Origin of the sequence: Butyrivibrio sp. INlla14 (assembly GCF_900102515.1) — a bacterium.
Classification (GTDB): Bacteria; Bacillota; Clostridia; order Lachnospirales; family Lachnospiraceae; genus Butyrivibrio.
The window spans coordinates 109,629-134,951 of record NZ_FMVS01000008.1; the positions used below are offsets into that span (position 1 = coordinate 109,629).

At 40.6% G+C, this 25,323-nt stretch carries 16 protein-coding genes; 13 read left to right on the top strand and 3 right to left on the bottom strand.

Features of this window, described 5'->3' with window-relative positions; translation table 11 throughout:
- The first annotated feature begins 105 nt into the window (after nt 1-105).
- Nucleotides 106-1,041, top strand: coding sequence for a cysteine synthase A (gene cysK, locus BLO53_RS07040; RefSeq protein WP_092060023.1), 936 nt, complete (start codon nt 106-108; stop codon nt 1,039-1,041).
- A 125-nt stretch (nt 1,042-1,166) separates the two neighbouring features.
- The gene (locus BLO53_RS07045) at nt 1,167-1,517 is read left to right on the top strand and encodes a PilZ domain-containing protein (RefSeq protein ID WP_092060025.1); all 351 of its coding nucleotides are present in this window, start codon (nt 1,167-1,169) and stop codon (nt 1,515-1,517) included.
- A gap of 100 nt (nt 1,518-1,617) precedes the next feature.
- Here the strand turns inward: BLO53_RS07045 and BLO53_RS07050 are convergent, their stop codons facing one another.
- Nucleotides 1,618-2,676 carry a LacI family DNA-binding transcriptional regulator gene (locus tag BLO53_RS07050; protein WP_092060027.1) on the bottom strand — a complete coding sequence of 353 codons (1,059 nt, stop codon included), beginning with the start codon at nt 2,674-2,676 and terminating at the stop codon, nt 1,618-1,620.
- Between the two features lie 245 nt (nt 2,677-2,921).
- Here BLO53_RS07050 and BLO53_RS07055 point away from each other — a divergent pair, with 245 nt between their 5' ends.
- The 7 genes from BLO53_RS07055 (at nt 2,922) to BLO53_RS07085 (ending at nt 12,644) form a co-directional block, all read left to right on the top strand.
- Entirely contained in the window at nt 2,922-3,842 is a 921-nt protein-coding gene (locus BLO53_RS07055) for an ABC transporter permease (RefSeq protein WP_092060030.1), read from the top strand.
- A 13-nt stretch (nt 3,843-3,855) separates the two neighbouring features.
- The gene (locus BLO53_RS07060) at nt 3,856-4,770 is read left to right on the top strand and encodes a carbohydrate ABC transporter permease (protein WP_092060106.1); all 915 of its coding nucleotides are present in this window, start codon (nt 3,856-3,858) and stop codon (nt 4,768-4,770) included.
- A gap of 65 nt (nt 4,771-4,835) precedes the next feature.
- Nucleotides 4,836-6,488: an ABC transporter substrate-binding protein gene (locus tag BLO53_RS07065; protein ID WP_092060032.1), complete on the top strand. Its 1,653-nt coding sequence runs from the start codon at nt 4,836-4,838 to the stop codon at nt 6,486-6,488.
- 52 nt (nt 6,489-6,540) lie between these two features.
- Nucleotides 6,541-7,911 (top strand): glycoside hydrolase family 32 protein, encoded by a 1,371-nt coding sequence (locus BLO53_RS07070; protein WP_176757201.1) that lies wholly within the window; start codon nt 6,541-6,543, stop codon nt 7,909-7,911.
- 8 nt (nt 7,912-7,919) lie between these two features.
- On the top strand, nt 7,920-9,401 hold the full coding sequence (locus BLO53_RS07075) for a glycoside hydrolase family 32 protein (protein WP_092060036.1): 1,482 nt from the start codon (nt 7,920-7,922) through the stop codon (nt 9,399-9,401).
- 3 nt (nt 9,402-9,404) lie between these two features.
- A complete protein-coding gene (locus BLO53_RS07080) occupies nt 9,405-10,376 on the top strand; it encodes a carbohydrate kinase family protein (RefSeq protein ID WP_092060038.1) in 972 nt (323 codons plus the stop codon).
- Between the two features lie 219 nt (nt 10,377-10,595).
- On the top strand, nt 10,596-12,644 hold the full coding sequence (locus BLO53_RS07085; protein ID WP_092060040.1) for a methyl-accepting chemotaxis protein: 2,049 nt from the start codon (nt 10,596-10,598) through the stop codon (nt 12,642-12,644).
- Between the two features lie 83 nt (nt 12,645-12,727).
- Here the strand turns inward: BLO53_RS07085 and aroA are convergent, their stop codons facing one another.
- Both aroA and BLO53_RS07095 read right to left on the bottom strand, forming a co-directional pair.
- Complete coding sequence (gene aroA, locus BLO53_RS07090; protein ID WP_092060042.1) at nt 12,728-14,056, bottom strand: 3-phosphoshikimate 1-carboxyvinyltransferase; 1,329 nt, start codon at nt 14,054-14,056, stop codon at nt 12,728-12,730.
- Between the two features lie 23 nt (nt 14,057-14,079).
- The gene (locus tag BLO53_RS07095; RefSeq protein ID WP_092060044.1) at nt 14,080-15,183 is read right to left on the bottom strand and encodes a prephenate dehydrogenase; all 1,104 of its coding nucleotides are present in this window, start codon (nt 15,181-15,183) and stop codon (nt 14,080-14,082) included.
- 192 nt (nt 15,184-15,375) lie between these two features.
- Between BLO53_RS07095 and BLO53_RS07100 the strand changes: the two genes are divergently transcribed.
- The 4 genes from BLO53_RS07100 (at nt 15,376) to fusA (ending at nt 25,286) form a co-directional block, all read left to right on the top strand.
- Nucleotides 15,376-17,523, top strand: coding sequence for a GGDEF domain-containing protein (locus BLO53_RS07100; protein WP_092060046.1), 2,148 nt, complete (start codon nt 15,376-15,378; stop codon nt 17,521-17,523).
- A gap of 2 nt (nt 17,524-17,525) precedes the next feature.
- Complete coding sequence (locus BLO53_RS07105; protein ID WP_176757202.1) at nt 17,526-19,592, top strand: hybrid sensor histidine kinase/response regulator; 2,067 nt, start codon at nt 17,526-17,528, stop codon at nt 19,590-19,592.
- Entirely contained in the window at nt 19,589-22,987 is a 3,399-nt protein-coding gene (locus BLO53_RS07110) for a DegV family protein (protein ID WP_092060050.1), read from the top strand. The genes BLO53_RS07105 and BLO53_RS07110 overlap by 4 nt, the downstream gene beginning before the upstream one ends.
- Before the next feature lie 208 nt (nt 22,988-23,195).
- Nucleotides 23,196-25,286, top strand: a complete 2,091-nt coding sequence (gene fusA, locus BLO53_RS07115; RefSeq protein WP_092060052.1) for an elongation factor G — start codon at nt 23,196-23,198, stop codon at nt 25,284-25,286.
- Nucleotides 25,287-25,323 lie beyond the last annotated feature (37 nt).

Sequence of the window (25,323 nt, forward strand, 5' to 3'; positions counted from 1 at the left end):
TCCGATAAGGTTTGTTTAATTTCGTTTCCGAATTGGCTGTGATATATTTTAAACATCAAAACAAACAGCACATAATTAAACATAAAATATATGGAGGACACAAAGATGGCAGACATTAAAGAAAGCGCACTTGAACTTATCGGAGGAACACCACTTCTTAAACTTAACGGATATGGAAAGGCAGCAGGGGTTACAGGAGCAACACTTCTTGCAAAGCTTGAATACCTTAACCCAGCTGGATCAGTCAAGGATAGAGTAGCACTTAGCATGATCGAGAATGCTGAAAAGAGCGGCAAGCTAAAGCCAGGAGCTACAATTATTGAGCCTACATCAGGAAATACAGGTATCGGACTTGCAGCAGTTGCAGCAGCAAAGGGCTACAGAGCAATCCTTACACTTCCAGAAACAATGAGTGTTGAGAGAAGAAATCTTCTTAAGGCTTATGGCGCAGAGATAGTTCTTACAGAAGGCGCTAAGGGAATGAAGGGCGCAATTGCCAAGGCAGAAGAGCTTGAAAAAGAGATTGATGGTGCAATAATCCTTGGCCAGTTCGTAAACCCAGCTAACCCTGAAATTCACAGAAAGACTACAGGCCCTGAAATCTGGAAACAGACAGACGGACAGGTTGATATCTTTGTAGCAGGTGTTGGTACAGGCGGAACAATCACAGGTGTTGGTGAGTTCTTAAAAGAGGTCAATCCAGACGTTAAGATTGTTGCAGTTGAGCCAGCAACAAGCCCTGTTCTTTCAAAGGGAGAGGCAGGCGCTCACAAGATCCAGGGAATTGGTGCTGGATTTGTGCCTGATACACTTAATACTAAGATTTATGATGAAGTAATTGCAATTGAGAATGAGGATGCTTTCGCAGAGGGCAAGAAGTTCGCAGTTTCTGAGGGTATCCTGGTTGGTATCTCTTCAGGTGCAGCTTTAAAGGCAGCAACAATCCTGGCTCAGAGACCTGAGAATAAGGGCAAGAACATCGTTGTTCTTCTTCCTGATTCAGGAGACAGATATCTCTCAACACCTCTTTTTGCAAACTAATTAGGTACTCGGCAAGTAAATCTCTCAGGATTCGTATGTTATTTGAACTTGCTGATATGTATATATTGCGATATTATGTATATAGATAACGAAATATAGTTTATTTGCATATTAGTGGGGTGAATATGGAAGATAAAAGAAAAAATAAAAGACTAGAGATGCAGGGCGAGATTCTTATCAAAGAGGTTGGCGGCGTTGAAGACGGCGAGCTTGCTCAGATTGAGATTACGGACTGTTCAAGAGATGGTCTTGGTTTTACCACAGACAGGGCGCTTACCATTGGCAGCAACTATGAGACAAATCTTACATTGTGGAACAAAGACAAAATCCATGTTTTCCTTCAGATAACAAGAGCAAACAAGGATGGAGATATTTTCCACTATGGAGGAATTTTCATTGGAATGCCTGATTCAGACAGGATGAGGATCCGCGTATACGAAACAGTGGAAGATGAGCTTCGCAACAAGAATAACTGATATTATATGAGAGGATGTGGCCCAGGTTGGCTACATCCTCTTTTTTATGCCTTAAACTAGCGAAAACTGTTAGGTGAGGCATATTTTGAAACTTGCAAGTTTATTCAATCTTAGTGGACTCTCTATAAATCAGGTCTGTCTCGGTATAGGTGATGCGGTAGTTAAGGTCTGGCTGCTCAATTCTTGATATAACAAGATTTGCAGCTGAGTACCCGATTATCTGACTGTGAATATGGCTTGTAGAAAGAGATGGAGTCATGATCTTGGATTCAGGTGAATCGTCAAAGCCAAATATCTTAATATCCCTTGGGCATTCTATGCCTAGTCTCTTAAGCCCATATATAAGGTCAAGTGCTACAAAGTCATTAGCACAGATAAACAACTCAGGAAGCTCTTTGAGACCTTTTAAAGCTTCGAACAAGTACTCTCTATACTCAGTGCCATGGGGATGTATCTCTGTAAGGCAATACTTCTCCTCAAAGGGAATATTGTTGATGTACATGGCCTCTCTAAAGGCTATAAATCTCTCATAGAAGGAACGGCAGTGGGTAACCTGGCCTACAAAGCCTATCTTGGTAATTCCCCTTTTGCTCATATCATTAACAACTGTATAGATATTTGAAAAATTATCCATAAGAAGCACATCTGCACTTAATGGCTTCCAGTAGCTGGCAACCGGAGCATCGATCATCAGGACAGGGAGGCCTAAATTACAGAGCATCTCGCAGTAGGAGTGATCAAACATCTCAATGCACACGATGGCCTTGGTATTATCTGGCCTGTAGGAAAGTGGAAGTGTGTGTGTTTCTATATTATTGGAATCTACTCTGTGCATTGTCAGGCTATAACCCAGTAGAGATATTTCGTGCTGGAATTTATCAAGCATTGTAGATGCAAAGTGTGAATTGTTAAGGAAACTTCCTGAGAAAAGAGCTATCTCACCAGAAGCAGTGGGTCTGCCACTTATATTAGGATTCTTGATATCTCCTAGAGAATTGGCATAGGAGAACTGCTTGTAACCCATCTCTATTGCCTTTTCAAGGACCTTCTGCCTAGTGGCTTCTGCCAAAACGCCTGTGTTGTTGATTGCCTTGGATACAGTATTTCTGGAAACTCCAAGAGCATCTGCTATATCTTGTAAGGTGACCTTTGCTGCCATGATTATGTCTCCGTCTTTCGAATGTGTCAAAAATGGCTTTTGATACATATATGATATACGAATTGCTCCATAACTTTGTTATTCTCGCAATTCTATATCATTATAAAATGTAAAAATTAAAGTGTCAAATGTAAATATTTATTGTGCAAATGTAAAATAATTATGTTGACAGTGAAAAAACTCGGTGTTATATTTTACATATGCAAATGATTATGATGCAAATGTAAAACTTTGGGAGGAGTTACATGAACACTAAGGCAAAAGATAATTCGCTGCACAATTCTTTAATTTATGTCAAGCAGCACTGGCAGCTATATGTGTTCTTCCTGGGACCTGCACTTCTTCTTACGATAGTGTTCAGGTACTTACCAATGGGGGGAATTCTTATCGCATTTCAGAAATACAACCCATTTAAAGGAATCCTGGGAAGTGAATGGGTAGGACTTAAGTATTTCAAACAGTTCTTATCATCACCCGACTTTATGCAATATCTTTTTAATACGCTCAAACTTAGCGTTTTCGGACTCTTGTGGGGATTCCCAATGCCAATCATTCTGGCCCTTCTTCTTAATAGAATAGCCAGCAGCAAGATCAAACAGAAGATACAGCTTGTTTTGTATATGCCGAATTTCATTTCAGTCATAGTTCTCTGCGGTATGGTCAGAATCCTTTTATCTGTAACGGGACCTCTTAACATGCTTATGGGAACCAACATCAACTTCCTTACAATACCTGCAGCATTCAGACCAATCTATATTATAAGCGGTATCTGGCAGGGCGCAGGCTGGGCATCCATCATGTATACAGCAGCTCTTTCAAATGCCAGCAAGGAACTCAAGGAGGCTGCACAGATTGACGGAGCTAACATCTGGCAACAGATCAAGGCAGTAGAGTGGCCGGCTATTAAGGATATGGTTGTTATCCAGTTTATCCTTCAGGCAGGTAACATCATGAGCATCGGCTTTGAGAAGGCCTATGCACTTCAGTCAGATATGAACCTTGCTTCATCTGAGATCATAGCAACCTATGTTTACAAAAAGGGTCTTTTGAATGGTGATTACAGCTATTCAACAGCGGTAGGTCTTTTTAACACTATCGTCAATGTAATTCTTTTGATAGCGGTCAACAAGGTTGTTGAGAAGCTTAATGACGGACAGGGACTATAAGGAGAAGAGCAAAATGGAGAAAACAGTTAGGGCTAAAAAGAGCGAGTTTGCAAGAGCTTCCTTTGGAGATAAGATTTTTCTTCTTGTTGGATATATTCTGCTTGCTGCCTTTGTTATGGCAATTATAGGTCCCGTAGTCTACATTATCGTAGCTTCTTTTATGGATCCTATAACTCTGCAGAACAAGGGAATTGTATTTGATTTTAGTAAGTGGACACTTACAGCTTATGAGAGAGTTATGACCAACTCCCAGATATGGATTGGTTTTAGAAACGCAATTATATACTCTGTACTATTTGCAGTAATTTCAGTGTTTATCACACTTTTATGTGCTTACCCAATGTCAAGGGATGATTTTAAGGGCAGAAAGTTCTTTAATGCGATCTTTATCATCACAATGTTCTTTGGCGGCGGACTTATTCCTACATACCTTCTTATCAGTAACATGGGGCTACTTGATACCATGTGGGCAGTAATTCTTCCTGGATCCTTTAGCGTATGGAACATGATAATTGCAAGGACATACTTTAAGGGAATACCAAGTGAGCTTAGAGAGGCTGCTGATGTAGATGGAGCCAATGAATTGGTGTTCTTTTTCAGGATTCTTCTTCCTGTATGTACACCACTTATAGCAGTTTTGATACTGTGGCAGTTTGTAGGAATGTGGAACAGCTATTTTGATGCGATGATCTATCTTAATTCTGCAGACAAGCAGCCACTTCAGCTGGTACTAAGAGCTATTCTTATCCAGAATGAACCGGATCCCGGAATGATTGCAGATATGCAGAGTACAGCACAGAGAGCTCAGCTTGCAGAGCTTCTTAAATATGCAACCATCATTATTTCAAGCTTACCACTTGTTGTAATGTATCCATTCTTTCAGAAGTATTTTGATTCAGGAATCATGGTTGGCTCAGTTAAGGGCTGAGAAGAGTTAGCGAACTTCCCCTGGCAACAGGAGATAATAAAGATTTTTTAATAAGGAGAGGGACAATGAAAAAGAAGACAACAAAGTTACTTTCAGCAGCACTTGTTCTTACTATGACAGCCGGTATGATCACTGGATGCGGTAAGGGTGCTACAGGTAGTGGGGCAGCAACTGTTTCAGCAGATGACCTTAGTTTCCCATTGGAGAATAAGGTTACTATTACAGGTACTATCAGCTATCCATCAGGAACTGAGTCAGAACCTAACAACAGAACAATCTTCAAGAGACTTGAAGAGGAGACAAACGTACATGTTGACTGGACAGCAATTTCAAATGATCAGTGGGGTGACAAGATTCAGCTCAACATGGCCAACAAGAATACTCTTACAGATTTTGTATTCAATGCAGGCTTTAGCAATTCAGATCTGATCAGATATTCAGATCAGGGAGTTATTCTTCCACTTGAAGAGTACATTGACAACAACATGCCTAACCTTAAGGCTGTATTTGATAAGTATCCTGAGTATCGTGCAATGTGCGAGGATTCAGAGGGACATATCTGGGCACTTCCATGGATCGAGCAGCTTGGTTCTAACAAGACAGCTATCCAGACAGTAGGTAATAACTTTACATACATCAACAAGAAGTGGCTTGATTTCCTGAAACTTGAAACACCTACAACAGTAGATGAGTTCGAGGAAGTTCTAAAGGCCTTCAAGGATCATGCATCTGAACTTCAGGCTGAGTTTGGTATTGAGGGTGACATCATTCCTATGTCATGCATCATGAACGATCAGGATCCCAGCCTTCTTATCAACGGTTTTGGCGAGGGCTATGGTGACAATGATATCGGACAGCATATAGCAGTTACAGATGACAAGAAGGTTATCTGCACAGCTACACAGGAAGGCTTCAAGTCTGGTATGCAGTGGCTTCACAAGCTCTATGAAGAGGGACTTATTGATCCTGAGTGCTTTACACAGGACTGGTCAACATACGTAGCTAAGGGTAAGTCACACAGATATGGTGTTTGCTTTACATGGGACGTTGCTAACATTGATAACCTCGAGGATTTCGTTCCACTTGCAGCTCTTAAGGCTGACGTTGTTAATGTAACTCCTATGAACAGCTCATTTACATCAGGTTTCGACCGTGGCAGATGCGTAGTAACTTCTAAGTGCGAGAATCCGGCATTTGTATGCTCATGGCTTGATCTTATGTATGATCCTTTCCAGTCACCACAGAACAACTGGGGAACATATGGTGAGGATGACGAGTTTGATATTTTTGAGCTTTCAACAAATTCAAACGGCGACAAGATGTTAAAGCATGCTCCTCTTGGCGATGCTTCTCCTGTAGAGGTTCGTGAGGCTGAGTGTGTAGGCGGTCCTCTTGCAATCCTTGACGAGTACTACGGCGTATATGTTACATGTCCTGATGATGCACAGTATCGTCTTGACTGGATCAAGGAGTACTACACAGATGATATGAACTGCAAGTATGTTTATCCTAACGTATTTATGACAGCTGAAGATACAGAGGCTCTTACAACTATCCAGACAGACCTTATCAGCTTCATCAACTCCAGCAGGAGTAACTTCGTTATGAACGGTCTTACAGATGCTGAGTGGGATGAGTATCTCAAGCAGGTCAACGCTTATGGCCTTGATGAGTACCTTTCAATCTACCAGAAATATCTTGATGAGTTCTATAAGTAATTCACATAACAGAAAGGCAGGGGGGAGATTTTCTCCTCCCTTTTTTAAAAAAATGAAAAGAAAAATCGCCATAATTGTTTCGCTTCTTGTATGTATGCTTACAGGATGCGCAGATGCTACAAAAATGGATACTCTTTTTCCAAGAGCTGATGAGAGCTATGTGGGAGATGTAATGGCTCTGTCAGATGAAAATGGAATATATCTGAATTATTTATATGAAACAGATCATAACGGAGTGGGATATCATCCTATTCATCGTTTCTACACGCGAGACTTTTTGATATTTGAGGATAAAGGAGAAGTTCTCCCTTTTGCACAGGATTCTGAAGTACAGGATCTGGCTGTTGGAACTGGTTCTTTTATCATAGATGACCAGGGTAATTATCACTGCTTTTACACTGGTCATAATGATTACTACGACACATATGGACTTGATAAAGAGTGTGTGTTACACGCTGTTAGTAAGGACAACAAGACATATACCAAGAATTATGAAAATGCAATTCATGCTCCGGAAGGTTATAGCACAACGGATTTTCGAGACCCTCAGGTTTACAGGACAGATAATGGCTATTTGATGCTTGTGGGAGCCAGAAAAGAAAAAGAAAACGAGAGCGCAATTGTGTACTATGAGTCACAGGATTTAGAAAACTGGACTTTTAAGGGGGATTTTTATACCAGCAAGGATCTGTATTTTATGGAGTGCCCGGATGTTTTTAGCCTGGGAGATAAGTACTACCTGGTATTTAGTTGGAACAACGTGGTCTATTACAGAATCTCAGATAATTTCTTTGGACCATGGGATAAAGAGGAGATTGATACTTTCGATGGAGACGGCTTTTATGCTGCCAAGACTTGCGAATTTAAGGGCAAGAGGTATCTTGTGGGATTTCTCGACCGCAAGAAAAGAGAAAAAGACAGCCTGAAGTATACTTGGGCAGGAAGCGTTCTCGTATATGAACTTAGACAATTATCAGACGGCACACTTGGGGTATGCATGCCTGAACAATATAATGATTATTTCAAAAATATGCTTTTAGATGAAAAGGACCCTATAAATGGCGGCGAGCTTGAGCTTGGGAAGGTACCAGAGTCCTGCCATTTGTCTCTGGACCTTAATATGTCAGATAAGGGCAGAATGGACCTTGTTTTTAGCAACCCGGAAAGCGGAGAAGAATACAAGCTTAGTATCGACAACGAGGATGACAATTTATCTTTTAATGCTTTTCCCAACAATCAACCAATAAAGCTTAAAAGCGGCCAGCAATATCACATAGATGTTGTTGTAGAAAAGGATATTGTAGTTCTCTATGCAGATGGAAAAAAGGCACTGTCAAACAGGATTTATGCAGCAGTTGGGGCTGATTGGAAAATAGAAACTACTGATTCTGTGGCAGAAAATGTAATGATTTATGGTAAGTGAGGAATAAAATGAGTGATAAGTTAAACAAAGCACGTGAATATGAAGAAAAAAAGGAGAAGATGATAGCTCCCGAGTTTAGACCTCTTTTTCATCTGACACCAAGATGCGGATGGATGAATGATCCTAATGGTTTTAGCATGTATAAGGGCGAGTATCATCTCTTTTACCAGTATTATCCCTATGATACTGTATGGGGCCCAATGCACTGGGGACATGCAGTTAGTAAGGACCTTATGACCTGGGAATATCTGCCTTGCGCAATTGCTCCGGATGAGGAATATGACAAGGATGGATGCTTTTCAGGAAGTGCTATAGAGATGGAGGATGGAAGGCAGCTTCTTGTTTACACTGGTGTTCAGAAAAAGGAGGATGAGGATGGAAACATCCATGAATATCAGACTCAGTGTATTGCCTTTGGAGATGGCAGAAACTATCACAAGTACGAGAAGAATCCTGTGATTGACAGCACTATGCTTCCGGAAGGCGCTGGCAAATATGACTTCAGAGATCCTAAAGTGTGGCGTGAAAACGGTAAATACTATATTGTAGTTGGCAACAAAACTCAGGACAAGGATGGGCAGCTTCTTCAGTTTGTAAGTGATGATGGCATCAATTGGGCCTATGACAAGACTCTTATAAGGAACAATCACAGATTTGGAGTTATGTGGGAGTGTCCTGATTATTTTGGCCATGATGGCAAGCAAGTTGTGCTCACAAGCCCTCAGGATATGCTTCCTGAAGAGCTTGAATTCCATAACGGAAATGGAACATTGTGTGTGATAGGCAGTATTGATGAAAATGGTGATTTCTGCGAGGAAAACTGTCAGGCAGTGGACTACGGAATTGATTTCTATGCGCCTCAGACAATACTCACAGAGGACGGCCGCAGAGTTATGATCGGCTGGATGCAGAACTGGGATACCTGCGGAATAAGACGCGATGACTTCCCATGGTTTGGACAGATGAGCCTTCCTAGAGAGATTTCAATTGTAGACAATAGGCTTATTCAGTGGCCTGCAAGAGAAATAGAAAAATATTATGGAAAGAGGATCAGCAGACAGAATGTCCTTATTTCAGATAGCTGCTCACTTTCAAGCATTGAGGGAAGATGTGTTGATATGACTGTGAGAGTCAGATCAACAGAAAGTGACCTTTCCTACAAGAAGTTTGAGATCAGGTTTGCTGACAATGGGAAGGCTTATTCAACTATTGAATATGATCCTGAACTTAACATTGTAAAGATAGACAGAAAGCACTCTGGCAGCAGAAGAGCGATCGTTCACCAGAGACGCTGCAGAGTAGCCGGCAATAAGGGCGAGATATCACTTAGACTTGTCCTTGACAGATACAGTATGGAACTCTTTATTAACAACGGTGAGCAGGTAATGTCCATGGTCATCCTTACAGATGTTAAGGCAGAGGGCATCAGCTTTAAGGCTGTTGGCGAACTTTTGATGGATGTTACCATGTACGAGCTTGAGAGGAAATAAAGTATGAAAAAGATAGATGTAGTAGCACTAGGGGAGCTTTTAATAGATTTTACTGCAAGTGGTGACAGCAGCCAGGGAAATCCTCAGTTTGAGGCAAATCCTGGAGGTGCACCCTGCAATGTGCTCTCTATGCTTCAGAATCTTGGCAATAATACAGCTTTTATCGGCAAGGTTGGAAGAGACTTTTTTGGAAATATGTTAAAGACGAGAGTGGAAGTACAAGGTGTAGATACCAGTGGCCTTGTAATGGATGACCTTGTTCATACAACTCTGGCTTTTGTTAATAAGCTTCCAAATGGAGACAGGGACTTTTCTTTTTACAGAAAGCCTGGAGCAGATATGATGCTGACTGCAGAAGACGTGGATGGAAATGCGGATCTTGTAAGAAATGCTGACATCTTTCATCTTGGAACTCTTTCTATGACAGATGAACCTGCAAGGGGAGCAACAAAGAAAGCTTTAGAGATTGCAAAGGAAAGTGGCGCACTTATCTCTTTTGACCCTAATTACAGGCAGCCTTTGTGGGATAGCGTAGACTCTGCGCTAAAGGCTATGAAGTATGGCTTTGAAAACTGCGATATATTGAAAATTTCAGATAATGAGATAGAGCTTTTTACTGGCTGCACGGATATCCTTGAAGGAGCTAGAAAGATAAAGGAAGAGTACAGTATTTCTATTGTGTTTGCAACTCTTGGCCCTGATGGAAGTATAGCTCTGTACAAAGATATGGTTGTAAAGAGAGATGGATTTAAGAATCCAGATACAATAGAAACTACAGGAGCTGGTGATACATTCTGTGCCTGTGCAATAGATTACATACACAGAAACGGCCTTGATGATCTATCTAAAGAGGGGCTTTATGAGTGTCTGACCTTTGCAAATGCGGCAGCCTCTATTATTACAACAAGAAAGGGAGCCCTTTCAGTGATGCCCTCAAAAGAAGAAGTAATTGAATTTTTAAATGCCCTTAAGTAAGTTGCTTGAGGTTAGTAAAATATTTACCTATAAAAGAAGGAACTATCAATCATTTTAGTGGTTGGTAGTTCCTTCTTTTACTAATTGTACTCAATATAATTTTATTTAATACCGATTACAGATAAACTTAATATTATATTAATAATTGATGTGTATAATAAAAAAATAGCGCAGATGTAATAATCTTTTTGCTCTAAATTATTGATATGGAGGTATATCATGGGCAATAAAACGGAAAAGAAAGCTGGCTCATCACCAAAGGCTGTCAGCACAAGGATTTCTCTTTTGTTTGTTTCAATGTTACTGATCACTGTTCTGGTAGCTGAGGGCATAACTTATGTTCTTGGCTATGCTATGATCAAAAGTCTTATTTACAGCTCTTTGCAAAATGAGGTTACGGCAGATGCCAGCAAAGTTAACAGAGAGCTAAACTCAACCTTCTACTATTTGAATGGTGTAGCTGATGCTGTAGAACAGAATGATTATGATTCAAATCAGGCTCTGATGGGATATCTTACTGGAACAGTTGGAAGATATGCACTTCTCCCAACAGGAGCATATCTGATGCTGAGCGATAAGACCTTTCTTTATGCTGCAGATCCCACATACTCCATAGAGGACTGTACAGACAATGTCATGTACAAGGAGGCTATGACTTATACAAATAGCTGGTTTTATTACTACGATGTTCCATATTTTGATACAGTAACAGGAGACCTTTGTGCGTCTGTAATCAGGCGTGTACACCTCAAGGATGGGCGAGAGGGCGCCTTTGCTGCAGATATGTTCTTGTCAGGAATTCAGGAAGAACTTGATGGCGTCCAGCTCTATGAAACTGGCGGAGCGCTTATGATCACTAGTCAGGGGCTTCTTCTCACATATAAAGATAATAAGGAAGCTTGCGGACAAAATGTGGCCGATATAGCTGATAATCCATTTCTTAAGTCTATAGGTGAATATGCGGCAGCTGAAGCTGGCAAGGAAACTCACGAAGTTACAGAGGCTAATGTAGGAGGAGAGAATTATTTCCTTGTTGCTTCTCCTGTAAGTGGAACTGACTGGCTTGTAGTAGCTTATGCAAGGCGGAGCGAAGTTCTGGCAGCGCTCTACAGGTTACTTGCCATTCTGGCTGTTGTTATATTGGCAGCAATAGTGATAGTGATCCTTGTGATCAACATAGTTTTGAGAAAACTCATAAAGAATCCTGTCACAAGCCTTACAGATAATATTGAAAAGATTTCAGGCGGTGACTTTACTGTAGATATATCCTCAAAAGGTGATGATGAAATCGCTTATATGAACAATGCTATGGGACATTTTGTAACCGGCATGAGGACTTCCCTTAGCGAGATAAAAGATGTTTCAGGAAAATTATTTGGAGATGCGCAGACTTCAAAGAGTACAGCGGAGGATCTTGAGGGAGCTGCTAATGAGCAGTCAGCCAGCATGAATCAGATTCGTGAAAATATCGATAATATGGCCAAGGCTGTCAATGAAGTAGCTGAAAATGCTACAGTTCTGGCTCAGACAGTTGCAAATGTAACTGAGCAGGAACAGCAGATAGAAGAAACTATGAACGAGCTTGTTTCCAAGGCTGATTCCGGACAGCATGAGATGGCAGGTGTTGCCAATGGAATGAATGATATTGTCGATTCCATGAAAGATATGGCAGATGCTGTAACAAGTGTTGATGAAGCTGCAGATAAGATCAATCAGATTGTAGATCTTATCAATTCCATTTCTTCTCAGACAAATCTTTTGTCACTTAATGCCAGCATTGAGGCAGCAAGAGCAGGAGAAGCCGGAAAAGGATTTGCTGTTGTTGCTCAGGAAATTGGACAGCTTGCCCAGAATTCTGCAGATGCTACCAAACAGATTGCAGATATCATCAAGGATATGTCCGTAAGAGTTCAGCAGCTGTCAGAGAAATCTGAGACTAATACTCAGCTTATAAATAACAGCGCTGATTCTATCAATACAGCTGCTACAACGTTCAAGGAAATTACGCAGCAGCTATCTGAAGCCAATGATACACTTTCTACCATGGCTGAGCAGATGGAGAAGGTTAATGATGTTGCTACGAACATGGCATCTGTATCTGAAGAGCAGTCGGCATCGACTCAGGAAATTGCTGACAATGTTGAAAGAGTTACAGAGGCAGCCAAGGGAGTTGCATCTTCGTCAGAACTTGTTGCAAGCGCGGCTTCATCAGTTTCTGAGGCAGTTGATACGATCAACGGAAACCTGGATAGATTTACTATTCAATAAATTAGAGGCTTTAGAATATAATAAAAAAGATCCGCGGCGTTATCAAAGCGCCGCGGATTATTTATTGAATAGGAAATTGCTGATTACAGAAGCCTTTGAAGGTCAGTGAAAAAGCTAGGATATGAGATATTTACACAGGCATCATCAAGTATTCTTGTGGTGCCTTCAGCTGCCAGAGAAGCTATTGCAAAGCTCATGGCAAGACGGTGGTCGTTATGAGTATTTATATCTGTGCCATGAAGCGGCTTTCCTCCATGGATTATCATGCCATCTTCGGTAGCTTCGATATCGCAGCCCATAGCTGCCAGATTATCTACCACAGTGGCAATTCTGTCTGATTCTTTTACCTTAAGCTCAGCAGCGTCCTTGATTATAGTATCGAAGTTTGCTGTAGCTGCAAGAACAGCCACCATAGGAAGCTCATCTATCATAGTAGGGATATCCTTGCCGCCTATCTCAAATCTGTTATTCTGATTGCCATGCAGCTCGCTGTATTTGACAAGGATATCGGCTCTTGGCTCGCCTGCTTCATTGACGTTCTGAAGAGTAATATCAGCTCCCATCTGTTTGAGAACGGTAAGGATGCCGCATCTTGTCTTATTGATACCGACATTTCTGATAAGGAGCTCAGAACCAGGTACCATAAGAGCAGCAGCGATAAAGTATGCTGCTGAAGATATATCTCCGGGCACATTTATCTTCATGCCATGAAGTGGCATGCCAGGGCTTAGTATAGCAGCTGCGCTGCCATCTCTTGCAATTTCATTGTGTATGTCAGCTCCAAAGGACTGGAGCATTATCTCTGAATGGTTTCTGGATAGGGCAGGCTCATAGACTACGGTGTCGCCATCTGCATAGAGGCCTGCAAGGAGAATACAGGATTTAACCTGTGCTGAAGCTACAGGATTTCTGTAGTTTATGCCATGGAGCTTTCTGCCGCCCTTTATTATAAGAGGAGCACAGCCATTTCCCATCATAGAGGAAACATCAGCACCCATCTGGGTCAGGGGCTTGATGATGCGGTTCATGGGTCTTTTCTCTATGGAAATATCTCCTGTTATAGCAGAGTCAAAGGGCTGAGCCGCCAGGATTCCGGTCATAAGTCTTGTAGTCGTGCCGCTGTTTCCGGTATAGAGAGTAGATGAAGTATCTGTAAGGCCATGGAGCCCCTTTCCGTGAACTGTGATAGTTGGGACGCCATTAGTCGGTCTCATACTATGGTCAATGATGATTCCAAGCTTTCTGAAACAATCAATAGTTGAAAGGCAATCTGCACTCTCCAGGAAACCTGTAATTTCAGTAGTTCCCTCTGCAAGAGCGCCGAACATGATGCTCCTGTGGGATATTGATTTGTCACCAGGGACAAATACGTCCCCTTTAAGTGGGTGAGATGCTTTTTCAAGTGATATCATTGCTGCCTCCAAAGGTTTTTAATTCATCCCTGATATGTTACGACTGTGTAACCATTGTGGGACAAAAGGTCAAGGGCCTGATCCAGGTCCTTCTGGGTATGGAACTCTATTTTTAAAGTTCCTCTTTCATACTCTCTGTTATGTACAATTCCAATATTCTTAATGTTTACAGAATGGTCAGATAAAAGAACTGCCACCTTGGCAAGGCGACCTGGCTGGTCATCGATTTCCACATGGAGAACATAGGTCTTTTGAATAGGACCACTTGTAAAGTCTGAAAAGGATTCCCTGTATGACCTGGCTGAAGTAAAGAAATCAAGAAGCTTGTCGCTGTCATGCTCATCTACAGCAAGTTTGATATCTACAAGAGAATCAATAAGGCTTGATAAAAGCTCTGAAATATTATCTGAGTTGGTATTACAGATCTGTTGCCACATAACAGGAGATGAGGATGAAATTCTTGTTATATCCTTGAACCCGCCTGCTGCTATTGTCTTCATAAGGTCATCTTCGTTGTCGCTGTCCTTGACCAGATTTACAAGGGCTGCAGAAAGAACATGTGGAACATGGCTTATGGCAGCTGTGGCAAAGTCATGCTGAAGATAAGGAACCACAAGAGGTATAGCCCCCATGTCCTTGACTAGATGGTAGTAATCGCTTAACCTGTCCTCCTTGGTCTTGTCAGTTTTGGTCAGGATGTAGTAGGCATTTTCCAAAAGGGCAGCCTTGGAGTTCTGGTATCCTATGCGCTCTGTACCTGTCATAGGGTGACCGCCGATAAACTGATCCTCGATTCCAAGTTCTCTGACCTTTTCGTGTATGCTGTTCTTGACACTTCCTATATCAGTAACTGTGGTTTTGGGACTTAGATAGGGCATTAGAAGTTCAAGATTATCATTATTGATCTCAACCGGGGCACATAAAAAGATATAGTCACAGTCTGAAAATTCTGCTCCAATTCTCTCAAGAGCTATATCAATTGTTCCGTCAGCCCTGGCAGCGTCAACTGTAGTTCTGTGTGGAGCGTAGGCCATAATAGTGCAATCAGGCTGAGCACTCTTTATTGCTCTGGCCATTGATCCGCCTATAAGTCCAAGGCCTATAAATCCGTAAGTTTTATCATTCATATAGGTGCAAATCCCCTCAACAAGCATATTTATAGAAGTCATGCTCTTTAGACTATAACACTGTGGCGTGTGAAAGTCAATCTATGTATTGTACAAGATAATTGTGCATAAATATTTTATATATAAATTATAATTTAACGCAATACCACATGTTAAAATTATGTATAGTGGTAAGTATGCCTAGGAGTAAATATGCAGGAAAACAAAAAAAGCCTTAGCACCATCCGGAAATTGAATATTGTATTTGTAGCAATTGCAGTAGTTCTTTTTGCTGGAACACTGTTCTTTTCTGATGCATTTAGCTTAGAGTATCTTCCTGAAATGACTGATTTTGACAGTGGTTGGTGTGATGAAGAGGGCAATCTCTATAAGCTATCTGAGGTCAAAAACTCTGATTATAAGAATGGCGTTATTACTTTGTCCAAAAAGCTTCCAATATATTTGTTTGATGGCGAGTGTATTTGCTTTGAGTCAAAGAATGTAAATATCAAAGTATCCCTTAACAAAAGAAGAGTCTATGAATTTCTGGCTGAGGAAAATATTACGGGCATTGGCTATGGCGTTGCCTTTCATAAGGTTGGAATATCCAGAGAGGATGCAGGAAAGACCTTTATAATAGAGTGTCAGCAGCTCACTGAGAAAAACTCATCAGCCCATATTTACAGAGTATATTTAGGCCAGCCTGCCGAATATATCAGGTGGTTTATCCATGATAGGGCACTACTTCTTGTTGCCTCAGTTCTTATAGTCTTTTTTGGACTTTTACTATTTGTTTTGTGGCTTGGCATTCCTGATAAGTCGCGCCAACCCTTTGATGTGTTTTCCCTTGCTGTAGCTACTTTTATAATAGGCCTGTGGTGCCTTATTAATACCAATGCTATCCAACTTGTGTCTGGACATTATTATTTCTGGAGAACTCTTGGTACTCTTATCGTTCCAATGATTGGATATCCCTTTGTGGTTTTCTATACATCCCTTACTAAATTTATAAAGAATATCTATTCAGTCCTTGCTTTTGCGGTATCAGTCGGCGCTGAGGCAACGATGATTGTGCTTAGATTCGTGGCTGACATGGATATGATGAATACAGTTGGATTTTTTGCTTTGTTTGTTTTAGGAAGCGACATTGTAATAATGATGATCGCATATATAGAAAACCGGATCCATTGCAGAGCACTTGGCATCAAGACGGATTTCTTTGCCCTTAACATAGGGCTTTCAATATTTGCTGTATTGACGTTTATAGATATTTTACTATGGGAATTTGCAAAAAATTATAGGGACACCTATGGAATATTTATGAGATTTGGTATGGTGGTACTTACTATCATAATGATCCTTAAGTTTGTCAGCTGGTGGACCATGGACCAGGCTGCCATGGACAGGGATAGATTCATAAACAGATCCCTTCAGTTTGCTGCTACTTCCAAAAATCCTGTTGAGAGCATAAAACTTCTTCTTGAATATCTTGGAAAAGAGCTAGATGCCAAAAGAACATACATATTTGAATTAGATGAAAAAAATCGCATTCGTGAAACCTATGAGTGGTTTAAGGATGGGGTTACACCGTTAGCTCAGGAAATAAAGGCTGCGGCTAGCGAAAAGGAATTTGCTAAAATGCGGGAATTTGGAATTTCGGATGACAGAGTCTGCTTTGTTGTAAATGATCCTGAAGAGATAAAAGAGACTTCGCAGTTTACCTATCAGGTCATGAAAAGAAACAATATTGGAAATGCAGTGTTCAGCCCATTAAGAACAGGAGATGAGATTGCTGGATTTGTCGGACTAACAGATATTTCTGCTGAAAGGATTCCAAGTGTCAATGAGATCATGAAGGTCCTGCCTCATTTCTTTACTCAGTTCATAAACCAGAGAAAAGAGCAGGACAGAATAATATATTACAGCTACCATGACTATCTCTCAAAAGCCAAAAATCGCACTGCATTAAAGGAATTTACAAAGGAAAAATTTGATAAGTCACAGGCTTTTGGCTATGTCCTGTGCGAAATTGAAGGGCTGAAAGATATTAATGCAAAGCTTGGACACGATATAGGTGATGAAATTGTAAAGATCACCGCCAAGAACCTGATGGATGTATTTGGGGATGAAAATGTATACAGACTATCTGGCGAGATTTTTGCAGCCTTTGGCTTTGAAAATGATGAAACCTATTTTGAAAATGATGTTCAGATGGCAAGAAGACTTTTAGAGGATGAAGGTAGTCCGGGAAATGTGGTAGGGGTGTATTGTTCAAACGGAACCATGAATTTTGACGTTGTTATAAGTCACGCATATGAGTTACTTGAAAAAGAAAAGCAGGACAAAGCTAAGGGAGAATGATTGTGGAAGATAATCATCAGGAGAGAAACAGAGTCCATATCATGGCTATTTTAGTGCTTACTGCTCTTTGCATGGGTGCTATATTGGAAAATGCTATCCTTGATTGGGAATTTTGGGTGCCACCACTTATCGTGGTTGGCGTAATTGCCATGTGGTGGATGCATATTACTCAGTATGCTGACATAAGATACAGAGAAAACTACTATCTGATCATGGCACTTATCGTAGCTTTTTATCTTGGCGTTCATGCTAATAATTTCTTTGGTATTTATGTTATTTCAACCATTGCAATGGGAGTTGCAGCCCTGCTGGGACGAAGGGGCTTTTTGCGTATTATCCTTGCAGAATACTTTCTTATAATGGCTGTCCAAATAGTTCTTTTAGTAAATTCCGGTATTTTTTCCTATGCAATCATTGACATATTGCGAATTGGTCTTCATTTATTTTCTGCTGTATTCATCTGCATTATGCTTAGAAGGATGATGGAAAGAAGCTTGGAAAAGGATGATGAGATTGAAAGATTAAAAGGCAGAAGAGAGGACTATCTTCATGATATGGAGGATTTTCTTGTAAATATCTCCCATGAGCTTAGAACACCTTTAAATGTCATAAACGGCATGACGGACCTGATTCTTAGAAAAGAAGATAGAAAAGATATAGTATCTATAAGAAATGCAGGGATCAGAATAGCGGGACAGATAGAAGATATTCAGGATTATAGCGAAATCCAGAGAAATGACATAAGGCTTGAAAATGAAAGATATATGATCACATCTGTGGTCAATGATATTTTAATTAACTATAAATCCATGGATATCAAAAAGAACCTGGAATTTATTGTTGATCTTGATCCTGGCGTTCCCTCTGCAATGAAGGGGGATATCAGAAAGATAAGGAAGATAATATTACATCTTCTTGATAATGCCTTTAAGTTCACGGTGGAAGGTGGCGTTTATCTCAGGATAGCTGCTCTAAAGAAAGAGTATGGTGTAAACCTCATAATAGAAGTAACTGATACCGGCATTGGAATGACTAAAAAAGACGTGGAAAGTGTACAAAAGGGCGTCTATCAAGCAAACAAAAAAAGAACAAGAAGTACTGGCGGAATAGGCCTTGGACTTTCAATTGTATATGGACTTGTAAGGTGCATGGACGGATTTGTTCGTATTGAAAGTGAGAAAAACAAGGGAACAACAATAAGAGTAAGTATTTATCAGGAGGTAGTAGACCCGGCTCCTTGTCTTGGAATTAAAACTGTAAGATTCATAAATGTTATCTTTTTTGATACCTCTGAAAGCCTGACTACGCCGGCTGTTGTCGAGATGTATAGGAATATGGCAAGAAATCTGGCAGCAGGCCTTAGGGTAAATTTATATCTGGCATCTAGTATTGATGAAGTCAAGAAGATGCTGGCAACCAATAAAGTTACGCATGTATTTATGGGCTACAGGGAGTACAGGGACAATAAATCTTATATACGTCTACTGTCAAGGGAGAAGGTAACAATTGCAGTATTAAAGGACAAGGATTCTCCTGACATACATGAAGAAAACATTTTTACCGTAGATAAGCCTGTTTATGGTCTTCAGGTTGCTCAGATCATAAATGGAGATATAAATGAGATAAAGAAAACATACACAGGTGACTACAAAAAGCCTGTTCTTGATGGAATAAAGGCTCTTGTTGTTGATGATGAGCAGATGAATCTTGTCGTAGCCAGAGGACTTTTTGGTGAGTATAACATGATCGTTGATACTGCAGAAAGCGGCATGGAAGCAATAGAGAAATTCAGCAGAAACGAATATGATGTTATCTTTATGGATCACATGATGCCGATAATGGATGGCGTAGAAGCCATGAAGAGAATCCGGGAAATTGCAGAACGTGAGGACAAGAAGGTAAAGATAGTTGCGCTAACTGCCAATGCTGTAAGCGGAGCAAAAGAAATGTTTCTGGGTGAGGGCTTTGATGGATTTATCGCAAAGCCTGTTAACCTTGTGGATTTTGAGAGAGTGATGGGACAGGTACTTACGAGCAGTAAGACAAATCGCAAGGGAGGTATAAGGTGATCTTTAAATTCTTTGAGAGCATTATAGAAAGATTAAGAGACCCTTCCCAGAGTTTTAGAGAAAGGGTTTTTATAGCGCTTACTTTTCTTACTGATTTTGTTATTACATTTGCTCTAATATTTAACATAATGGTGGGAGAAAATATCGTTGAGATAATAGTACTTGTTATCACTGTTATCGTTGCTCCTGCTGTAACTTTGGTCTCTATAAGAAAAAATAAGACTCAGATTGCGATAAGAGTTATAGTAATAGGCCTTATTGCAGTTATTCTGCCTATTTTGTATTTCTTTGGAGGAGGTCTTACAGGCGGAGGCTTTTTGTGGATCGTATTTACATATCTTTATACAGGCCTTGTTCTTTATGGGAAGTGGAGGCCTATAACCCTGGCAATTCTTACCATCGAAACAGTTCTTTTCTTTGTAGATGCATATTTCCACCCGCAGCATGTACATGTCCATAATCAGGAAGTAATGTATATAGATATCCTGGTTTCAGTTATAATGCTTGGAATTATCTGCTGTTTGATGGTCTGGTTTGTTGAATGGATGTTTATTGAGGAAAATAAAAGAGCAAGGGAGGAGACTGTTAAGTTCGAGGAACTTAATAAATCCCAGAACCGCTTCTTTTCCAGCATGAGCCATGAGATCAGGACACCTATCAATACTATTTTAGGACTTAATGAGATCATTTTAAGACAGCAGGATGCATCAGATGAAATAAAAAAAGATGCAGCCAACATTCAGGGAGCAGGAAAAATGCTGCTTTCTCTTGTTAATGATATTCTTGATATTTCAAAAATAGAAGCCGGGAAAATGGATATTGTTCCTGTCAATTACAGTGTATCCGCTCTTGTTTCGGAAATGGTCAACATGGTCTGGCTAAGAGCTGAACAAAAGGGGCTTAAGCTTAAGGTCGAGGTTGACCCTACACTTCCAAGGGAGCTTTTTGGCGATGAAGTCCGAATAAAGCAGATTCTGATCAATCTACTTAATAACGCAGTAAAATACACAAATGAAGGTACAGTTACTCTTCACATAGAAAAAGAGGAAATAAAAGAAGAGAAGGTTAGAATTGTCTTTTCTGTAGCAGACACTGGGATGGGCATTAAGGAAGAGTCTCTTCCATATCTTTTTGATGCTTTCCAGAGAATGGACGAGGAGAGAAACAGCAAGATAGAAGGAACCGGCCTTGGATTATCTATTGTTAAACAGCTTGTTGAACTTATGGAAGGTGAAATAGCTGTTAACAGCGTTTATACACAAGGATCCACTTTTACAGTTACCCTCTGGCAAAAAGTAAGTAATCCTGCAGTGGTTGGAAATATTAATATAACAAATTACGGAAGTCTGAGGGATAAGGCAAGATACAACGCAAGCTTTACTGCCCCGGATGCAAGGATTCTTATTGTAGATGACAATGAGATGAATCTCGAAGTTGAGAAAAAGCTTCTAGCGCAGACTCAGATAATTGTGGATGTGGCTGACAGCGGAGAAAAAGCTCTTTCTCTTACATCTGCTGTTCGCTATGACGTTATTTTCATGGATCATTTGATGCCGCTTATGAATGGTATTGAATGTCTTCAGGCTATCAGAAAACAGCGTGGAGGCCTTAATAACCATGCCCCTGTAATAGTTTTGACAGCCAATGCTGGAAGCGATAACAGAGAGCTTTATAATGCAAGCGGCTTTGACGGATATCTTTTGAAACCTATATCAGGAGCTCTTTTTGAGGAAATGCTCCTTGCGCATCTTCCGGAATCCAAGGTGGTTTTGACCAAAGAGGCTGCCCTTAACAAGACCAAAATGAATGCATCAAAGGGATACAGCAGAAAAATACCTCTTCTTATAACAACAAACAGCATGTGCGACCTGCCGTCAAAAACATTGCAGGAAGTACAGATAGATACTATTCCGTTTAAAATTCTTTCTGAAGGAAAAGAGTACTATGACGGAATAGAAGCGGATGCTGATGAAATAATCAGATATATGAAATCCGGCAAGAAGTTTGTCACTGAGCCTCCAACTGTTGAGGAGTACGAGCAGTTCTTTTCAAAAGAGCTTAAAAAGGCTCATCAGCTAATTTATATCACCATGACACCTGGAATAAGCCTTGAATATGAAAGGGCAAAACAGGCATCTAAAACCTATGGAAATGTGTTTGTCTTTAATTCAGGTTATACTTCCAGCGCTATGGGTATCCTTGCCATAATTGCCCATAATATGGCCTTTCAGGGAATGAGTCCTGTTAACATACTGTCTGAACTATCTAAGGCTAAAAAGAATATGCGATGCAGCTTTGTCTCTGATGATCCGGCTGTTTTGTTCAGGAGAGGGATTATTTCTAAAAAGTACAGTGAGTTCATGGAATCTGTTGGGATAAGACCTTTTGTTGAAATAAAAAATGATGTCTTTAAAGTAAGTAAAATGCAGCTTGGAAGCAAGATAAGCAGCTATGACAGGTATGTGGACTTTGCTATTCCAAGGAGGATAAAGCCTGATACAGATGTAGTAATTGTCGTATATTCAGATGTAACTGATGAAAATCTTGAAAAGATTGAGGCCAAGATCAGAAGCTGCGCACCATTTAAAAATGTCATATTCCAGAAGGCTTCAGCATCGTTATCTGTAACTTGCGGATCTGGCGCTTTCGGAATCATTTACATGAAAAAGACTGACTATTCCTATAACCTGGAAAAATATCTTGTTTTCCATGATGTAAGCGAGCCGGAAAGTAGCCATGCAGAGTTCTATGGAGAGGAAAATATTATTGAGACTTCTTCTGAAGATATCAAGTGGTATGACAATATACCGGGATTAGATTCCAAAATAGCCATAGAGCATAGTGGCAGTGAGGAATCTTTTAAGAGCGTTTTGAAAATATTCTATGATTCTCTCGAGGACAGAGACAAAGAGTTGTCACAATACTACGATAGTGGTGATTATGAGAACTATACAATAAAGGTTCATGCCCTCAAAAGCTCGGCGGCTCTGATTGGAGCCATGGAGCTTTCTGAGAAGGCCAAAAATCTTGAGATGGCCGGAAAAGAAAATAATATTTCCTATATCAGGAAACACCATCAGGAAGTGCTTGATCTTTTAAGAAACTACAAGAAACCTCTTGGTGAGGTTTTTGCTGCAAATAACGATGAAAATATGGAAGCAGATACAGAACCAAAGACCAAGAAGGCTGATTACAATGAATTTTTAATAAAGAGCATGTATGAAGCCATAAAAGAAGGCATTCGTCAGAACAATGATAATTATTTAAAGGGGCTTTTTAAGGAAATGGAAGATTACGAACTTGGCGAGCACCAGGAAAGATTTTTGAGATTAAAAGAGCTCTTTGAAGCCTCTGATCATGAAGGAATGGAGAACGTGTTAAAAGAAATCCAGTAAACAGGGGATAATTTGTGCAAAAAGCTGAAAAAGCTTGTATATGTGTACTATCTTTAGTAAAATATGTTTATGAGATTTGTTTGGGGCGAGGATCTATATTGTTCAAATAGCATATAATGGCGGTCTAATTCTGTGGACGGCTGTATATGCATCTGTTGTCTCGATATTCTCATTAAATACCCAATTTATTGCGACTGGAGGACAGGATATGAACGTTTACACGACTGACAAGATTAGAAACGTAGTGCTGCTGGGCCATGGCGGAGCAGGTAAGACAAGTCTCTCTGAGGCAATGGCTTATTTAGCAGGTATTACATCCAGAATGGGAAAGGTTGAGGATGGAAATACTCTTAGTGATTTCGATAAGGAAGAGCAGAAGAGACATATCTCAATCAGTACCTCAACTATTCCTCTTGAGTGGGATGGACACAAGATCAATCTTCTGGACACTCCCGGATTCTTCGATTTTGTCGGTGAAGTTGAAGAAGCTATGAGTGTTGCTGATGCGGCGATCATTGTCGTATCTGGTAAGGCAGGTATCGAGGTAGGTACCGAGAGGGCATGGGAATTATGTGAGAAATACAAACTGCCGCGTATGGTTTTTGTAGCAGACATGGATATAGATGATGTTTCCTATAGACAGGTTGTGCAGGACATGACTGATAAATACGGCAAGAAGATGGCTCCATTCAATCTTCCAATCCGTGAGAATGAGAAGTTTGTCGGATATGTTAACGTAATACAGGAAAAGGGCTTTAGATGGGAAGGCAAAGAGGTTGTAGAGTGTGAAGTTCCTGATTATAATCAGGCAAATCTTAAGCTTTGCAGAGATACACTTCTTGAGTCTGTTGCTGAAACTTCAGAAGAGTTCATGGACAGATACTTTAACGGAGATACCTTCTCAGAAGCTGAGATAAGAGCTGCTGTACGTTCAAATGTCTGTGATGGAACAATCGTTCCTATTGAAATGGGATCCAGCACATTATGTCAGGGTATTTATACACTTCTTGATGATATCGTTAAGTATATGCCTAGCCCGGAGAACCGCAAGATGGCTGGTATCAATACTAACACTAATGAGATCTTTGAGGCTGACTTTGATTTCTCAAAACCCAAGACAGCCTTTGTATTTAAGACAATGATCGATCCATTTATTGGTAAGTATTCACTTATCAAGGTTCGTTCAGGTGTCATTAAACCAGATGATGTAATGTTTGTTGCATCCAAGGATGCAGAAGTTAAGATTGGTAAGCTCTATGTTCTTCAGGGCAATAAGGCTACTGAAGTTCCAGAACTTCACGCAGGCGATCTTGGCGCATTACAAAAGCTTGACATAGCTACAGGAGATACTCTTTCAACAAAGGCTAATCCTATAACTTATGCCAAGATGGATATTTCAACTCCATATACTTATATGAGATATCACGCTCAGAATAAGAGCGATATTGATAAGATTGCACAGTCTCTTGCCAAGCTCGCAGCTGAGGACCAGACGCTTAAGGTTGTCAACGATGCTGAGAACCGCCAGACACTTCTGTATGGTATGGGCGATATGCACCTTGAGGTTATTCAGAGTAAGCTCCTTAACGTATATAAGGTAGCTATTGATCTTACAAAGCCTAAGGTTGCCTTCAGAGAGACAATCAGAAAGACCTCGGATGTTGAGTACAAGTACAAGAAGCAGACAGGTGGACATGGCCAGTATGGACATGTAAAGATGCGTTTTGCACCACTTGGAGATGTGACCAAGCCTTACGAGTTTGATCAGGAAGTCGTTGGCGGAGCAGTTCCTAAGAACTTCTTCCCGGCAGTAGAAAAGGGTATCGCAGAGTCAGTTCTGCGTGGACCTCTGGCAGCATATCCTGTAGTTGGTGTTAAGGCAACTTTGTATGATGGATCCTATCATCCTGTAGATTCATCAGAAATGGCCTTCAAGGTAGCTTCATCCAATGCCTTCAAGAAGGGCTTCATGGAAGCAACTCCAGTTCTTCTTGAGCCTATTGTATCTTTGAAAGTTACAGTTCCTGATTCTTATACAGGTGAAGTAATGGGAGATCTTAACAAGAGAAGAGGACGTGTTCTTGGAATGAACCCTTCACTTACCGGTAAACAGGTAATAGAAGCTGAGGTTCCTATGATGGAACTCTTTGGATACTGTACACAGCTTCGTTCCATGACTGGCGGTAGTGGTGACTTTGAATACCAGTTCAACAGATATGAGCAGGCTCCTTCAGATGTTCAGGCCAAAGAGGTTGAGGCAAGAGCTGATAAGGTTGCAGCAGCTAATTCAGAAGAATAATTTTTGAACCCACTTGGGAGGGCTTCGCGTTTTACGC

Coding starts and splice junctions, on each gene's coding strand:
- cysK (WP_092060023.1), top strand. CDS start 106: ATGGCAGACATTAAAGAAAGCGCACTTGAACTTATCGGAGGAACACCA.
- BLO53_RS07045 (WP_092060025.1), top strand. CDS start 1,167: ATGGAAGATAAAAGAAAAAATAAAAGACTAGAGATGCAGGGCGAGATT.
- BLO53_RS07050 (WP_092060027.1), bottom strand. CDS start 2,676: ATGGCAGCAAAGGTCACCTTACAAGATATAGCAGATGCTCTTGGAGTT.
- BLO53_RS07055 (WP_092060030.1), top strand. CDS start 2,922: ATGAACACTAAGGCAAAAGATAATTCGCTGCACAATTCTTTAATTTAT.
- BLO53_RS07060 (WP_092060106.1), top strand. CDS start 3,856: ATGGAGAAAACAGTTAGGGCTAAAAAGAGCGAGTTTGCAAGAGCTTCC.
- BLO53_RS07065 (WP_092060032.1), top strand. CDS start 4,836: ATGAAAAAGAAGACAACAAAGTTACTTTCAGCAGCACTTGTTCTTACT.
- BLO53_RS07070 (WP_176757201.1), top strand. CDS start 6,541: ATGAAAAGAAAAATCGCCATAATTGTTTCGCTTCTTGTATGTATGCTT.
- BLO53_RS07075 (WP_092060036.1), top strand. CDS start 7,920: ATGAGTGATAAGTTAAACAAAGCACGTGAATATGAAGAAAAAAAGGAG.
- BLO53_RS07080 (WP_092060038.1), top strand. CDS start 9,405: ATGAAAAAGATAGATGTAGTAGCACTAGGGGAGCTTTTAATAGATTTT.
- BLO53_RS07085 (WP_092060040.1), top strand. CDS start 10,596: ATGGGCAATAAAACGGAAAAGAAAGCTGGCTCATCACCAAAGGCTGTC.
- aroA (WP_092060042.1), bottom strand. CDS start 14,056: ATGATATCACTTGAAAAAGCATCTCACCCACTTAAAGGGGACGTATTT.
- BLO53_RS07095 (WP_092060044.1), bottom strand. CDS start 15,183: ATGAATGATAAAACTTACGGATTTATAGGCCTTGGACTTATAGGCGGA.
- BLO53_RS07100 (WP_092060046.1), top strand. CDS start 15,376: ATGCAGGAAAACAAAAAAAGCCTTAGCACCATCCGGAAATTGAATATT.
- fusA (WP_092060052.1), top strand. CDS start 23,196: ATGAACGTTTACACGACTGACAAGATTAGAAACGTAGTGCTGCTGGGC.